Origin of the sequence: Hoylesella shahii (genome assembly GCF_937990675.1) — a bacterium.
GTDB classification, from domain to species: domain Bacteria; phylum Bacteroidota; class Bacteroidia; order Bacteroidales; family Bacteroidaceae; genus Prevotella; species Prevotella shahii.
Window position 1 is genome coordinate 48,255 of the sequence record NZ_CALKQY010000073.1, and the last position, 16,015, is coordinate 64,269.

General features: G+C 45.4%; 8 protein-coding genes. All 8 read right to left on the reverse strand.

The features are described from left to right. Positions 1-2: 2 nt before the first annotated feature. The 8 genes from QME03_RS10705 to sucC all read right to left on the reverse strand — a co-directional run bounded on the left by QME03_RS10705 (position 3) and on the right by sucC (position 15,803). Complete coding sequence (locus QME03_RS10705; protein WP_281724348.1) at positions 3-3,287, reverse strand: SusC/RagA family TonB-linked outer membrane protein; 3,285 nt, start codon at positions 3,285-3,287, stop codon at positions 3-5. Positions 3,288-3,722: 435 nt separating this feature from the next. After that, complete coding sequence (locus QME03_RS10710; RefSeq protein WP_281724349.1) at positions 3,723-5,414, reverse strand: RagB/SusD family nutrient uptake outer membrane protein; 1,692 nt, start codon at positions 5,412-5,414, stop codon at positions 3,723-3,725. A gap of 29 nt (positions 5,415-5,443) precedes the next feature. Continuing rightward, positions 5,444-8,788, reverse strand: coding sequence for a SusC/RagA family TonB-linked outer membrane protein (locus tag QME03_RS10715; RefSeq protein ID WP_281724350.1), 3,345 nt, complete (start codon positions 8,786-8,788; stop codon positions 5,444-5,446). 1,725 nt (positions 8,789-10,513) lie between these two features. Next, positions 10,514-10,777 (reverse strand): hypothetical protein, encoded by a 264-nt coding sequence (locus QME03_RS10720; RefSeq protein ID WP_274946705.1) that lies wholly within the window; start codon positions 10,775-10,777, stop codon positions 10,514-10,516. Positions 10,778-10,849: 72 nt separating this feature from the next. Beyond that, positions 10,850-11,857, reverse strand: coding sequence for an SPFH domain-containing protein (locus QME03_RS10725; RefSeq protein ID WP_281724351.1), 1,008 nt, complete (start codon positions 11,855-11,857; stop codon positions 10,850-10,852). 51 nt (positions 11,858-11,908) lie between these two features. Continuing rightward, positions 11,909-13,231: a hypothetical protein gene (locus tag QME03_RS10730; protein ID WP_281724352.1), complete on the reverse strand. Its 1,323-nt coding sequence runs from the start codon at positions 13,229-13,231 to the stop codon at positions 11,909-11,911. 463 nt (positions 13,232-13,694) lie between these two features. After that, positions 13,695-14,573, reverse strand: coding sequence for a succinate--CoA ligase subunit alpha (gene sucD, locus QME03_RS10735; protein WP_281724353.1), 879 nt, complete (start codon positions 14,571-14,573; stop codon positions 13,695-13,697). A gap of 93 nt (positions 14,574-14,666) precedes the next feature. Beyond that, positions 14,667-15,803 carry an ADP-forming succinate--CoA ligase subunit beta gene (gene sucC, locus QME03_RS10740; RefSeq protein WP_281724354.1) on the reverse strand — a complete coding sequence of 379 codons (1,137 nt, stop codon included), beginning with the start codon at positions 15,801-15,803 and terminating at the stop codon, positions 14,667-14,669. Positions 15,804-16,015: the final 212 nt, after the last annotated feature.

Here is a 16,015-nt window from a genome sequence, read left to right on the forward strand (position 1 = left end):
GTTTAGAATGTGGCTTGGAGGCCGAATGAGATGGTACGTGTGAAGGGATAAGAGCGTCCGAACGACCAAGCTGCATTAGCTGCGCCACGCTTGTACTCTGTTGTTTCAGGGTCGATGGGCAAGTGCAGGTTGTCGATTTCAAATAGATTTTCGGCGCTTACATACACACGGAAAGATTGCAACATGATTTTCTTCACGATGTCTTGTGGCAAGGTGTAGCCCAAGGTGATGTTCTTGCAACGCAAGTAAGCCATGTTGGCAAGGAAACGAGTTTGTTTCAGATAGTTCTGGTTGTTTTGTTTCCAGCTCATATCTGTGGGACGGGGATAGAAAGCGCCAGTGTTTGTAGGAGTCCAATAGTCGGTTTGGTGTGCATAGGCTGCATCCATGTAGCCAGAACCACCAGAGGGGATGCCCACAGCACCGCCAACCCAGAAGTCGCGCTTGCCTACACCTTGGAAGAATACGTTGAAATCGAAGCCTTTATAGGTTGCTCCGAGTGAGAAACTGTATTCGTAGTTGGGGAGATAGTTACCAATTACCTTTTGGTCGCCAGGGTTTTCCACTGTGTTGTTGCCGTAAGTAATTTCGCCATCACCGTTAAGGTCTTTGTATTTCACGTCTCCAGGACCGAATTTAAAGTCATCGTTCTCGTATTTATTTTGTTTAGCGATGCCTGCTTTTAGCTTACCGGTGTTGTCAAAGTCGTCTGCTTGGAAGAGTCTGTCGGTTTCGTAACCCCAGATTTCGCCGAGTCTTTTACCCTCATAGTTTCCGTTGATGCTACGAGTTTGACTGTTAAATTTGGTGATTACTTCTTTTACATGAGAGAAAGAAGCCGAAGCCGAGAGTCCTAAACCATTTTCGAATTGGTGTTGATAGTTGATACCAAGTTCGAAACCAGTACCAGTAAGCTCGCCAAAGTTAATCTTTGGAACAACAGCACCAAAGGTTGCGGGGAGTTGTTCGCCTGCGGTGTGCATACCCGAAGTAACGCGACGATACCAGTCGAAGGTTACATTGAGGTCGTTGTTGAAGAAGCTAGCATCGAAACCAAGGTCGAGTGTAGACACGCGTTCCCATGTTAGGGCGTCCGAATTAACAGTGGGTGAGTTAAGTGTGGCAACGTTTTTTCCATCGATTACCCAACCCGAGTTTTGTGGAGCCATGATAGAGAGGTAAGAATAGGCAGCAACATCTTGGTTACCGATGGTACCCCACGAACCACGAAGCTTCAAATTGGTGAGTGCAGGCTTAGCCCAGTCCATGAATTTTTCTTCACTTGCGCGCCATCCAGCAGAGAAAGAGGGGAAGAAAGCCCACTTCTTGCCTACAGGGAAGCGAGAAGAACCATCGTAACGCAGGTTGAATTCGAAGAGATAGCGTTGCAGGTAGTCGTAATTGATACGTCCGAAGACACCCGCTGCAGCGAAATCGTTGTGGTAGCTATAGAGGCTATTGAACGAGAATTGGTTTCCATAGGCCAAAGCAATCTCTGGATATTTCTCGTTATAAAGCTTTTGACGCTCTGAATAGTGCGAGAAGGCTTCGCGTGTTTCGGCGTCGAAACCAGCCATCAACTTGAAGTTGTGTTGCTTTTCGATGTCGAACATATAGGTGGCATAACCCTTGAAGATGTTTTGAAGGGTGTATTGGCTAGACTGTTCGGCCATGTTGTGCGCCAAACCATAGATGTTTGTGAAGTTTGAGAACGGCGCTGTGGCGAACATATCGTAAGCGTAGATAGTACCACCATTTATCTTACGCATGTCGTTGGTAAACGAGAATGTGTAGTCGAAGTTCACCGAGAGGTTCTTCATTGGTGTTATCTCTGTACCCAAGTTGGCGCGAACATAGGTTGTTGTGGTGTTCTCGCGGTTGCCATGTTGGATATCGGTAACGGCCGAACGGAAGGGTTTGCCTTGATAAGTGGTGTAAGGATACCAGCGAGGCCAACGCAAAAGGTAGAACCAAGCATCGTATTGACCCGACGTGAAGCGATAAGGCTCATCGTTCTTGGTGCGAGTGAAGAGTACGTTTGTGCGCACTTTCCACCAGTCGGTAACGTTAGTGGTGATGTTGCTATGCAGTGTATAGCGGTCGTATTTATCAGAATTATACTTCATCACACCGCTTTGTGTGAGATAACTTAGGCTGATGTTGTAAGTAGTTTTCTTGCTTCCGCCTGTTACCGACAAGTTATGGTTCTGCTGTGGCGTCCATTTGCGGGTGAATTCTTTAATGGGGTCGAACGAGCGATAGAAGTAAGTGCTACCGCCAACGATTTCAAAGTCGCGGCCTTGTTGCATCTCTCCTAGTTCTTCTTGCGACATGCCACCGTACTTGTTTTCCCAATCTTCGAGCTTGCCAATGAGTGCTTCGTCGATGGTATAGCCAATATTAGCCTTTTTAGACAGGCCTTTGCTCTTCATAATTTCGAAGATAAAGCGGGCATTGTCTGAGGCTTTCATCTGCTCGGCCATCTTTGTTGGTGTGCTCCAAGCAAAGTTGTTAGAGTAGCTTACGTTAATTTTATCGTTGTTTGAACCCTGTTTGGTGGTGATAAGGATAACACCCCATGCAGCGCGCGTACCGTAGATAGAGGCCGAAGCGGCGTCTTTAAGTACCGAAATGGTTTCGATATCGTCGGGGTTTACCAAATTAAGGTTGGGTACTTCCACGTTGTCTACGAGGATGAGTGGAGATGTACCGCCTTCAGCACTAAGCGAACCCACCGAGCCACGTAGTTTTACGGCGCTTTGTGTGCCAACACCACCCACGCGATTGGTGATGGTTAGACCAGGTGTGATACCTTGTAGAGCCTTTGCTACGTCGGTGATTGGACGGCTAGCGATGGCCTCTTTCACGTTTACGTTCGACACAGCGCCCGTGAGGTTCACTTTCTTTTGTGTGCCATAGCCCACAACAACCACTTCGCCTAGTTGACTGGCGTTCTCTGTAAGTGTGATGCGCATGTCGGCTTTAGCTGTCACTTGCATGGCGTTATAGCCCACGTAAGTGATGGTAAGTTTGTCTCCAGGACGAGCGTTGATGGTGAAGTGTCCGTTAATGTCGGTCACTGCTCCCACGCCTTTGCCTTCAATGGCTACAGAAGCGCCTGTGATAGGCTCGCCATTGGCGTCGGTAACGATACCCGAAAGGGTAGTTTGCTGTTGCACGGCGTTAGTGGCGCGTGGCGTTTGGGTGGCTGCAGCGTGTGCCTGTTGTAGGGCGAAGGTGCCTGACAGGGCTGCGAAAGCCGCGCTTAGATAATAGATTCTTCGCATTTTTAATAAATGATTTGTTGGTTATAGGCATGTTTTAATTGTTAGCTCACCTGGGCATTGCTGCCTTATTTGGTATGCTCTGCGCTTTCTTTTCTTGATTATTGGTGGCGTCTTTTATTGCTTTCGTTTGTACACGGCCATGATGCACCTTTTGAAAGCAAGTTCAATCAGCTTGGCAAAATCAGTCTGTTTGGGCACAGTTTACTCTTATAGCCTGCCTTTTTTCTGCTTTTTTGTTTTTGTATGTTGTTAATTAGTGATTTACTTTTACTCATGAGCAGGCAGGGTGCTTGCCTTTTTGGGGGCGAGTCCCTGCCTGTTCTCATTTAGTTTGTAGTGTTAGTGGCGGATTTGGGTTTTATTTCCGCCTGTTGTTCGTTGCTTTTAGCCATGTGCGACTGGCTTTTTGCCTAGTCGTTGCCTTTTTGTTCCCTATTACCAGCCTGGGTTTTGGGTTAGATTGCTGAGTGTTATCTGGCCCGTTGGTATGGGGTAGAAGTAGTATTTCTTATCGAAACGGCGTACTTGGTTGAGTGTGTTCGAACCAATCATATATCCATTGCTGTTTACATCCACTTCGGGGTTGGGCACATTGCTAATGTTAGCGCCAAGATAAACGTTAGGATGTTGTTCCGAGTCGATGAGATGCAGTTGATGCCAGCGTATCAAATCCCAATAACGAGTCCAGTTATCGAACATCAATTCACATCTGCGTGCGCGTCTTATTTCCCACAACAGGTTGCTAACGCCCATGTTATTGGCGGGGTCGGCAGCAGGTGCGAGTTGTATTCCTGGCAATCCGGCACGTATTTGCAGCTTGTTAATGCTGTTATCAAGGTCGGTTTGCGTGATTGTTCCTAGTTCGGCTTTAGCTTCGGCATAGTCTAAGTACACCACAGATAGCCAGAAAATGGGGCAATCGGTGTATTGACGGTTATTGTTATTGCGTTCTCCGATGGTTAGTTCAGTGGTGTTGTCGTATTTAGAAACAGCATAACCAGTGGTTGAAGTAAAGGCATGAGTTCCTGCACGTTGATAAGCATGACCTTTAAAAGCCAGCACGGGGTCGATGGTTTCAGCCAATCGTTTGTCGCGAACGGCCAGTTGTGCCTCTATTCCATATTGGTTATTGGCGTTTAAAGTGGCAGCATCGTTGGTTGCCAAGCTTGTTGTAGCCTTTGGTTTGCCATCGAGAAAGAGGTAAGCATCGAATGCATCTTTGGTCATACCGTTTGTTCCACTCGTGTTCATTGTGTAATTAATGGTGGAGTGGGTTAGCTTACCTTTCGAGTAAGGCTTGTAGAAAATCATCTCAGGGTTTTTACTCAAGTCGGTTGAGTTGTAGTTGCCTTTATAGCTAGCGTTAAGATGATAATCTTTAGTCATTAGTTTAGTGCAGGCATCGGCACATTCGTTCAAGAAACGTTGTGCTCTTGTAAGGTCAGGACCTTTGCCAGCGTTGTCTGCTACTGTTCTATATTTACAGTATGTGCCTTCGTATAAAGCCACGTCGGCTTTCATAGCCAGAGTCATATCGGCAGTAAATCTCTGCTTGTTTGTTTGCGTAATGTGTTCGGCCGCGTAGTTAAGGTCGTTTAGTACGCTATCCATCACCACGTCGCGATTTATTCTTGGACCGTATAGAATTTCCTCATCATCGGTGTTTACCACAGTGTTGATTAACGGCACATCACCATATTGGCGCACCAGCTGGTAGTAAGTCCAGGCTCTATTAAGCTTAGCGATGCCCTCATAGGTGGCTTTTGCGTCATAGCTTAGCGAAGATTTGGCCAGACCGGTGAGCACATAGTTGGCATGTCTCACGGTTTCGTAAGCAGATTTCCAGTCGGCCGACGAAGCAACAACATTGGTAAAAGTCCAGTTATTGTCGGTAAAGTCAACTTGGTCGTCGCTTAATGCCTTGAAATAAAACCATCCGTACGAACTTCCGTTACCATAACCTAGGTAGTTGTTTAAGAATGTATTGCACTGGTTATCCAGGTTATCTGTGTTGCTCCAATAAGCAGGAGTATTGGTGAAAGTATCGTCTGGGTGAATATCTAAGAAGCTATTGCAACTAGTAAGCGCACCCATCATCATGATACTGCATATCAATATCTTTTTCATATATATAATGCTTTAGATGATTTCTTGTTTTACAATGTTACTTGCATGCCGAATGAGAACGTGCGTGTTATAGGAGCGGTACGTCCCCAGCCTCCATAAGCAAGGCCTGCGCCTGTACTTATTTCAGGGTCTACTGGCAAATCGTTGCCTTTATGCAGCAAGAACAGGTTGCTTGCGCTAAAGTATATGCGCGCCTTTTGTATGTAGGCCTTGCGTGTTAGTTCGGCAGGAAGGGTGTAGCCCAGTGTCACGTTCTTCAATCTTAGATAAGACATATCGGTGAGATAGCGTGATTGTGGGTAATAGTTGTTTGTGCCGTTGTCTATTCCCGAGATGGTTCCTTTGGGGTCGTTGCCAGGGAAAAGTCGTGGGTACTTATTGTTTTGGTTTATTTCGTAGCCCGTAATGGTTTTGTAGTCGGCCGTAAAGTTCACCTTGTTATAGCTTGTTTGGTGTGCATATAGTGCAAGGTCGGCATCGCGCATCAAGGGGAAATTCATTGAAGAAACGGTCCAAGAGTCGCGTTTGCCCACGCCTTGGAAGAACAGGTCGAGGTCGATGCCCTTCCATGTACCACCAAGGTGGAAGCTATATTCGTAGCGTGGCAAAAAGTTTCCAATCACTTTCAGGTCGCCATGGTTGTTGGCAGTGCCTTTTCCGCCATCAATCACACCGCTACCGTCAACGTCTTTGTACTTCACGTCGCCTGGCCCGTAGTGGAATGAGCCTTGCTCCAGGCCCTTTTGGCTAGCAATACCAGCGGCATAGTTCCATGTTCCATCGGGGTTTTTACCGGTGAAATCGCTCTCTTCAAAATATCTATCGGTTTCAAAACCCCAGATGTCGCCATAGGTTTTGCCCGAATAGTTGGTGTTAAGTAGCATTGAGGGGTTGTCCCACTTCGTTACTTTGGTGCGCGAGTCGCTGAGGTTGAAGTTGGCGTAAACGTTAAAATCGCCAAAGCGGTGGTGCCAATCAACGGTAAATTCCCAACCACGGGTGCGCAATGTGCCTGCATTTGATACGGGTGCATCGGCTCCGAGCACTTGTGGAAGCACCTTTGAAGGTGCGAGCATATCGCGGTTTTCGCGTTGATACCAGTCAAAGCCCACCATCAATTCGTTGTTTAAGAAACCCAAGTCGATACCGATGTCGGTGGTGCGTATGCGTTCCCAAGTCAAACTGCTTGCCACGAGGTTAGGCATATTATACATGGTGAGCAAGTTAGCGTTTTCTTTGTTGTTGTCAACCCAATAAACCTTTTTCTCTTCCAGTTGGGTTATCAATTCTTCGAACATGTATTCGCCCACGGCTTCATTACCAATTTCGCCAAATGAGGCACGCAATTTACCGTTGCTTACCACGTCTTTTAAGTTTTTGAAGTAGGGTTCTTCGCTAAAACGATAGCCTAGCGACACCGAAGGGAAGAAAGCCCAGTGGGCATTGTGTGGAAATCTAGAAGAACCATCGTAGCGACCGTTAATCTCCAAGAGGTAGATATCGTTGTAATCGTAGTTAACACGTCCGAAGAAACCTGCCGAAGCGCGACGGTTATGCTTAGAGCCTAGGCTCTGTCCATCTTGTCGAGCCAGGTTTAATTCGGGCTGCGCTTGGTCTAAAAGCACGTTTCTCTGCCCCAAAAGATACGAATATTCTAGCTTTTCGGCATTGAAACCAGCCATTATTTTGAGGTTATGTTTTTGGGCAAACGATTTCTCGTAGTCCATATAAGCATTGAGTGTCCAAGTGTTTTCCTTCGAGTTGTCTTTCCACGTAGACGTTAAGTCTTTGCTCAAGATGTACGAAGGTTTGGCGCTACCCCAGTCAATGCCATAAACCGAGAACTTGCTTGAGTTGCTGTTTAGGTTCTGGATTGAGTAAGTGAAATCGGCGTTGAACGTCAAACCTTCGGCGATATTGGCTTTAAGGAAGGTGTTCATGCGAAGAAAGTCGGTAGCTGTTTGGCCCATGGCGGCCTGCTTTAGATGTGCGATGATACGAGGGTCGTATCCGTCGATGGTACCCGATGGCAAGAAGAACGACCCCCAGCGCCATAGGTATTGGTACACATTAGAGGCGGTTTCGGGGTAAGTGTAGTCGCGACGCGTATAGTTAAAGCGTGCGCCCACCTTCAGCCAGTCGTACAGACTTGTGGTTACGTTCACCGTTGCATTATATTTATTCAGTTTGTCGGGGCGCATTTTCATGATACCCTCTTTGTAGTCGTAGCCAAAAGAGAGATAGTAGGCACTCTTACCCGATGAGCCTTGAATAGACAAGATGTGGCTTTGCGAGGGTGAAGCGTTGTTGTAAAAAATCTTATTTACATCCCAGTCGGCATAATAATAAGGCTTAGTGCCAATCATGGTGTAGTCGCCCACATTGTTGTCGTCAACATATTTGCGCATTTCGCCGTAGTTAATTTTGCCACCATTTTGTTGTTTCCACTTCTCGGCGTAGGGCAAAAGCTTGTCGAAATACATACCAAATAGTTCCACTTCGTATTTGCCAGAGTTGGCTCTTCCTTCCAATGCGGCCTTCAACTGTGTGGGAACGTCTGGGTAATCGGGTATAAATGTAGCCTGATCCCAAGCAAAGTTGTTGCTATAAGTAATGGTGGTGCGTTCTGTTGGGCGTGCTCCCTTTGTTTGGATAAGTATAACACCAAAGGCAGCTCTTGTTCCATAAATGGAAGTTGAAGCTGCATCTTTCAGCACCGACACGCTTTCGATGTCTTGCGGATTAAGGAACGAAATATCGTCCATGGGTACACCATCAACCACAATGAGCGGGTTGCTTTTAGCATCGTTGCTCAATGTGCCTACGCCGCGTATGCGCATGGTGGGCTTAGCGTTGATGTCGCCATTGCTGCTAAGTACCGATAAGCCTGGTACAGCACCCTGTAATGCTTTTGCTACATCCTGTTGCGGACGGCCGGCCATTGTTTTTGTGAGGTCAACAGTGGTTACAGCGCCCGTTAGATTGGCTTTTTTCTGCGAGCCATATCCCACAACCACCACTTCAGAAAGTTGTCCAGCGTCTTCTTGCAATTCCACCTTCATTGACTCGGAAGCCGCGATGTTCACGGTTTTGTAGCCCACATAAGAGATGCTCAACTTAGCGCCAGGGCGCACGTTAAGAGTAAATCGCCCGTTGATGTCGGACACGGCGCCTACAGCTTTGCCCACCACGGTGATAGTTGCACCAGTGATTGGTTCGCCTTGGGTGTCGGTAATCACACCTGTGATGGTGTTCTGCTCTTGCAGTTCGGTCATTGTGGTCGCTCCATTGGAGTTTTCTGCCATGGCCGTCATCATGTTAGACGGGGCAGAAAGTGCAGCCAGCGTTGCAAGTAAACAATAAGTTTTTTTCATAAGGACATTATTAGGTGGCTCCTTTGTAAAACCTTTTGGCGTTGTAATCTCTTGTGTGAGAGTGTTTTACGCTATGGGTAAGGCTCGCTTTAGTTGCCATTGTTAACTTAAATTGTTTAGAGTCTGCAGCCATTTTTCATCTTTTTGGGCCGCGACATTATTTTAGGTTTACGCAAATTTACGAGTTTTTAATATACATAGACGTATTTTTGTGTTAAAAATAATTTATATCACAAGATTTAAGAGTTTAGCAATAAAAGGTTAATTGTTGTTTGTTTGCCATTTTTACACTATGTTTACGGGTTTAGTGTTTTGCAGAGTGTAAAAAGATAAGATTTTAAACAAAGTTTAGAATACGCTTATTAAATGTTTATTAGTGTGTCGGCTTAATGCTTGGCGTTGGTTTTTGCTATGCGTTTAGTGAAGCGTTTTATTTTTTCGGGTGGGTTGTTTCGTTAGCAAGTACAGAACATGCGTATATGTTTAAACACCGTTTTAGTGCCTGACGAGCGGTTTACAGGTGCTATAAGCAGTTTAATGGCGCACTATCCAACGTTTTTTGGCCATGCTGAGTGGCTAGCTGCTGCATTTAATCTCCTCGTAAATTCATGGGCGAAGAGTTATCCGTGAGCGTGTTTCTGGGCGCTTAATAGTTAAAAAGGGTGGGGATTGATTTGTTAATGCGGTAAACAAACTTTACAAAATGCGCTCTTCTGTACAACCCTTTCTAGACGAAAAGGCTCGCTAAAACCTATATAAAACGCCTCAAAGACATAAAATTCACGACGTCAAACAGTCAGTTTTTATCTCGTTTAGGGGCATTTACTATGCTTTTGCACTTTTTTTTGAGGCAAATTTGTGCTAAATGTGTGTCGCTCCGACAAGAAAACCGACGCTAAAAAGCACGAAAATGCAGTGCTTTCTCTTGCAAAACGCAATGCTATCTCCTGCAAAACGCAATGCTATCTCCTACAAAACGCAGTGCTAACTCCTACAAAACGCAATTAAAATTGCTGTTAAAAGTGGCTTTAACTTGCGGTTGAAAGTGGCAAAAGCTTGATATATAGGAAGTTATTGTGTTTTTGATAAATTCCGACAGTCCACTTTTGATTGAGCGCTTAATTACGTCTTTTTCTTCTATTTTTTGTTCAAAATAGGATGTTTTGTGCGTTATTTGCTATAATTGTTTGTAAGTCAACGTGTTATAAACTTTCGAAATACGCGCGAAAATTCGGCCGATGCTCGGATTTTTCACACCGAAGGCACTCATAATGTTAAATTATGGTGGAAATATTTTACAATTTACGTACGGTTTTGTCTTTCGCCCTTTGCTAGGATGCCCTATTCTTATCAGTCCGTTAGTGTTTAAGTTTCTTTAGTTTGCAGTTGAAAGACCTTGCCAGGTGTGCGATTATAGGTTTAGAGTTTGGTTTTATGTCCAAGTTAATCGGTAGGGTTGTTTATCACAATCAAGGGATGTGAGGAGGCAAAAGAAGAAAGGACGGTGATAAGTGTTTGTGTTTGCCGCTGTTGTGTGTTGTTAATGGCAGAGCGTGGGTCTTAAACGGTAAGAAAGATGCCCGCAAGTAAAGCCCTTTTGCGCGATTTTGCTTAGTGCTGAGCGAGCCTTTACTATGCAGGGAAAAAAGAAAGCCCCATCTCCAGAGCTTAATGCTCTTGCTGGAGATGAGACTTATTGTATAGGAGTTAAACTCTAAGATGGGTTTAGTCTTCCATTCTTTGGGCCACTTTACCACTATTTGCATCAATTTTCTTTTTCGAACCGCCCGCGATGAACGGCACGAGAATGAGGCAGACGATGATAAGGAAGTCTACAATACCAACGGTGAGGATGATATTGGTGAGCGTTTGAGTAGTCATGTTCCAGCCTTCGGGTAGGGTTATGCCCCAAATCTTCATGATGGCGAAGAGAACAATGAGCACGATGAGCAAGACAACGCTGAGTGTTATGAATTTGATATATTTCATTGTCTATATTGTTATTGAGTTGATAATTATTTAAAACGAGCGTCTCAGGAGTTTGGTGAGGCCTTTGAGCGATTATATTTCGTTGAGTAGTTCGCGTTTTTTAGCCTCGTAGTCGGCCTCGCTAATTACATTTTCGTCTCTAAGCAGTCGCAGGCGAGTCAGTCGGCGTGTGAGTTCGTCGGTGGGGTTGGATCGTTCGTTAATGATTTGGGCTGCAGCGCCCATTTGTTTACCCATTTCCAGTCCCACGCCCATCTGCACTCCAGTGCCAGCCATTCCGCCTTCGTTGCGTGCAGCGTCTCGCAGTGCGCGCAGTTTTTCAAGTTCAGCATAGGTAAGTCCGCCCTCTTTAGCAGCTTGCGAGTCGGCAGTAACGTCGGCAATTCGTCCGATACGTTCTTGCGTTTGCTCGTCGAACACCGTACCATCAACACGGAAGTCGGTTAGTGTGAAGCCCAATTGTTCGGTATCCTGGTTGAGTAGGCTCGTCATTTGTAGTCCAATCTCGGTGAGATGTCCATCAATTTCGTTGTAGGCATATCCCAGTTTGTGAATGGAACTAATAATGTTTTGCGAAAGTCGGCCCAGCAGGAGTTCTCTAATTTCGTCGTTGCTAACCTCAGCTTTAGCACCAACGATGTTGATAAAGAAGTGTTCGATGTTGCTAATTTGGTAAGAGAAAGTTCCGTTAGCGCCCATTTCTACGGGCAGTTTATATTGTGGGTCGATAAACTTCACGGGCGAGGCTGTGCCCCAGTGTTGGTTGGTTACTTGAGCCTTGCGGAAGAAGAATATTTGCAATTTGTGTTCGCTTTCGAAGTTTTGGCGCAAGTTTACCAGTGTGGTGAAGAAGGGGTGGTTGTCTGTTTTGAGGTTAAAGGTGCCTTCGTCGGTAAGAACGTCGGCCACTTTACCTTCGTAAACCAGCACGGCGCCTTGTCCTGGAGCCACAATTAGCTTACTGGCGTTTTTTATCTCGTCGGTTTTAGATGGATATTTGTACCAGAGAAGGTGTTGCTTGTCGGCGTTCCATTGAATAACTGCCGACAATTGATTGCGAAAAATATTGGTTATGCCCATGATGTATGTTTATATAAATATGAGTAACGTGAATGAGTTATTGATAGCGGTTTAGAACTCTCTTATTGCTACGGTTTTTCCATTAAGTCCCAGTAGCCACACTTTGTTATATCCGCATATGATAAAGCCTTGTGGTGAGTGTACCACATTTCCCTGTAAGGAGTAAAAATGATAATTTTCGGGCTCTTTCACCGACCACAAAGGTTTGGCTGTAGTGGCGTCAAGGAGTTGGTAAACATATTCGGCATCTTCAGATGCTGTGGATTTAAAGCGTATAAACACATGCGAATCGTTCGACCAGAGTACGCTTGCAGAGAAGTAAGTTGCGTCGGGTGTGAAGTTTTCGTATTTAATAAGTCGTGCTCTTTCTTTGTCGAAAGTGCTGATGAAGGCCTTTACCGACCCTTCATTTCCTACGAATATACCCCATTTACGTCCAAAATCTCTGCACCAACCGAAGGACCAGCTATCAGATTTGGGGTATCCCACTTGCGTGTAATGCGAGTATTTTATCAGTTGGATCTCTTGTTCGGGATAGTCGGTAGTGGTTCGTGAGAAATCGAAATCGGTTTTTACAACAGGGTTTGGCAGTGGTTTCTCGCAGGCTTCGAACAATTCCCGCTGTGTGTACACCTTATTAATAATAGGCAGGTAAAAGCGTTCTTTAGCCGTGTTGGTCATTATTTTGAAGCCATCCGAGTCGCCATTGGATAAGAATTTGATGTTTGCAAATCCCGATTCCAGTTCAGGCACGTTTTTATAGCTTGTCATCTCTTTGAGGTCGAGCGTGCTTTTATCGATGGTGTACCAGGTGCTATTGTTGAGAATGATGTTAACTGAGCCATCGTCGAAGGTTCTTCCCTCTACCTCTTTAAGTTTTTCTATAGGCAGTTGGGTTGTTTTGATGGGTTCGTCTTTTTTCAAATCGTAGATGCGAATTTGGTTTTCGGTTATTTTTTTCGCGTAATCGCCTCTTGAGTATACGCCAAAAACAGCCACAACGGCGCGACCATCCTTTGTAACAAAGGGTACGAGTTTTTTAAAACTGAAGCTTTCTTCTATTTTAGGCTCATTATTCGCGGTGGAGTTAAAAGTAATAGGGTCGTCAGAGGATAAGAAGCTGAAGCAAGTAGAAATGACAAAGGGTATAATCATAAAGCCCAATATCGCCCCAATAATGGCCAGATGCTTAGCGTTGAGGCCGTTAAGCAGGTTGTTTTCTGGGGCAATGTATCGGTGGTTGATGTTGATATCGTCGCTATCAAGGAAAAACTCTGTAGAGCATGCTTCACATTGGTAATAATCGGGACGCGTTTCTCTCACCTTTGTGCTTCCGCAATGCGGGCATTTTATAACTTTTATATGTTTACTCATGTTGGTTGTCCAATTCTCAAGAGATGTGTAAATGTTGGTTTTCTAATTAATTCTAGTTTGTTCTGAATAGTCTTTCGACTACAAAATATTGCTTTACGTGTTCATGTTTTTAATCATACGTATCGCCCCTCGGTGCGTGTTGTAGCCCTCGTTACAGTTTGTTGGGTGGGCGTTGCCTTAATGTTTGGGCATCAACGTGCAGGTTAAGTGCTGCATTTACCGAAGTGGAATTTCAGAAACAGTTTTATTTTGGGTTGTCTTAACTGTTTTTTTAGAACATTCTTAATGTTGATGTTGGTTCTTAAACCAGTTTGCTTTTAAACATTCAAGGCACTCTAGCCCTTTAAGGCCAGAGTGCGCTCGAATATTTTTGGGTGAATGCGGGCGCTTTTCGTGCATGTGTTAGTCAAGTTGATGAGGTTGACTTACAGGCATTGCAACGGCCATGATTCAAGGCCGTGGTTTATCGCCTAGCGTCGAGTTGCTTTTTCAGCAACTCAGGGATTTCGCTTGTTTCTCTAGCCACGGGAATACCAGCAGCTTCGAAGGCGGCAACCTTTTCTTTAGCTGTACCGCTACTGCTAGAGATGATGGCTCCAGCGTGTCCCATTTGTTTGCCTTTAGGTGCTTCGCGCCCCGATATGAAGGCGGCAACGGGTTTAGTTACGTGAGCCTTGATGTATTCGGCAGCTCTTTCTTCAGCGTCTCCGCCGATTTCGCCAATGATGGCAATGCTATCCGTTTCGGGGTCGTTTTGGAACATTTCGAGTAAGTCTTGGAAGTAAAGTCCCACGATGGGGTCTCCGCCAACGCCCACAGCAGTGCTTTGTCCCATGCCCTTTTGGGTGAGGTTGTACACCACTTCGTAGGTTAGAGTGCCACTTCGGCTGATAACTCCAGTTCCACCTTTCTTAAAGATGTTAGTAGGCATGATGCCCACCATGCTTTCTTCGGGCGAAATAAGTCCGGGACAGTTGGGTCCGATAAGCTTAGCGCCCTTTTGTCGGATGTAGTTATAAGCCTGCACCACGTCGAGTGTGGGCACGCCTTCAGTGATACAGATGATGAGTTGAATGCCAGCATCGGCTGCTTCCATCATTGCGTCTTTGGCGAAAGCTGCGGGAACGAAGATTACTGACGTGTTGGCTTGAGTGGCTTCGACGGCATCTTTCACGGTGTTGAACACGGGGATGCCATTAACTTCCTGTCCAGCTTTGCCTGGAGAAGTGCCACCAACAACGTTAGTTCCATACGCTTTCATCTTGGTGGCATGAAAACCACCATCTCGGCCCGTGATACCTTGCACGATGAGCCTTGTATTTTTGTTGATTAGAATACTCATTTTAGGATGTTTTTAGATTGTGAATGTATTGTTCACTACTGGTTAAATAACTTGCGAATGCAATATTTGGTTTTGCCTTAAGTGCGTTTGCGTTTAATATCCAGCAGCAGCAACGGCTTTTTTACCAGCTTCGGCCATTGTTTCGGCTACGATGAAGTTGGTGCCTTTAAGCAATTCGCGTCCTTCTTTCTCGTTAGTGCCGGTAAGACGAATAACGATGGGCATATCGGTTTTCAGTTCTTTGAAAGCCTCGATAAGTCCCGTAGCCACGTCGTCGCAGCGAGTAATACCACCGAAGATATTGATAAGCACCACGCGCACATGTTTGTCGGCCATCAGAAGTTTCATTGCTTCAACAATCTTTTGTGGGTTAGAGCTACCGCCGATGTCGAGGAAGTTGGCAGGATTACCCCCATAAAGTTTAATCATGTCCATGGTAGCCATGGCCAATCCAGCACCATTCACCATGCATCCAATTTCACCACCGAGGTTAACATAGCTAAAACCTTTGTCTTTAGCCTCTTGTTCTTTCTTCTCATCTGGTGTAGGTTCGAACATTTCGAAGATGTCTGGGTGGCGGTAAAGGGCGTTGTTGTCGAAGGTCATCTTGGCGTCGATGGCCTTTAGTTGTCCTTCTTTGGTTAGCACTAGCGGGTTGATTTCGGCCAGCGATGCATCTTTTTCAACGAACAGCTTATACAATTTTTGGAACAAAGGCACAGCTTGTTTCACCTGAGCCATGTCGTCGAAGAGTTTAAAAGCTGCTTCGCGCGCTTTGAAGTCGGTTAGTCCAACGGCTGGGTCGATAGCAATCTTGAAGATTTTCTCTGGCGTTTCTTTAGCCACAGCCTCGATATCCATACCTCCTTCGCGGCTCAACATGAGTATAGCACCCTTCGATTTGCGGTCGATAACGATGCTTACATAATACTCAGCGGCGATGTTTACGGCCTCTCCCACCAATATACGGTCTACGGTAAAGCCTTTAATGTCCATCCCAAGGATGTTAGTGGCATACTCTAGCACTTCGGCTTCGTTGCTAGCAAGCTTCACTCCGCCGGCCTTTCCGCGGCCGCCAGTGTGCACTTGCGCTTTTACCACACATCGTTCTGTGCCAAGTTTCTTGAAAGCTTCTACTGCCTCTTGGGGCGTTTTGCATAGAATGCTGTTGTCTACTGGCACGCCATAACTTGCAAAAATACCTTTTGCTTGATATTCATGAACTTTCATAGTTTGATAATTAATTATTTGAGAATGAGTTCTAAGTGCAAATTTAGTTTTTTTTGTTAATCCACAGCGTTGTTTACTGGGGTATTTTGTTGAATAATGATTTTTTAACAGACCTGCTTTTCGTATGCCTTTTGACAAAGTTTTGTTGTTTTTGCCCTTGTGTCTATCTGCTTTTTCGCTTCGTAGGCATGTAGCTTACAAGTTGACAGGCT

What these genes read in the sequence shown, in the direction of transcription:
- QME03_RS10705 (WP_281724348.1), bottom strand. Translation starts at nt 3,287, where the DNA reads ATGCGAAGAATCTATTATCTAAGCGCGGCTTTCGCAGCCCTGTCAGGC.
- QME03_RS10710 (WP_281724349.1), bottom strand. Translation starts at nt 5,414, where the DNA reads ATGAAAAAGATATTGATATGCAGTATCATGATGATGGGTGCGCTTACT.
- QME03_RS10715 (WP_281724350.1), bottom strand. Translation starts at nt 8,788, where the DNA reads ATGAAAAAAACTTATTGTTTACTTGCAACGCTGGCTGCACTTTCTGCC.
- QME03_RS10720 (WP_274946705.1), bottom strand. Translation starts at nt 10,777, where the DNA reads ATGAAATATATCAAATTCATAACACTCAGCGTTGTCTTGCTCATCGTG.
- QME03_RS10725 (WP_281724351.1), bottom strand. Translation starts at nt 11,857, where the DNA reads ATGGGCATAACCAATATTTTTCGCAATCAATTGTCGGCAGTTATTCAA.
- QME03_RS10730 (WP_281724352.1), bottom strand. Translation starts at nt 13,231, where the DNA reads ATGAGTAAACATATAAAAGTTATAAAATGCCCGCATTGCGGAAGCACA.
- sucD (WP_281724353.1), bottom strand. Translation starts at nt 14,573, where the DNA reads ATGAGTATTCTAATCAACAAAAATACAAGGCTCATCGTGCAAGGTATC.
- sucC (WP_281724354.1), bottom strand. Translation starts at nt 15,803, where the DNA reads ATGAAAGTTCATGAATATCAAGCAAAAGGTATTTTTGCAAGTTATGGC.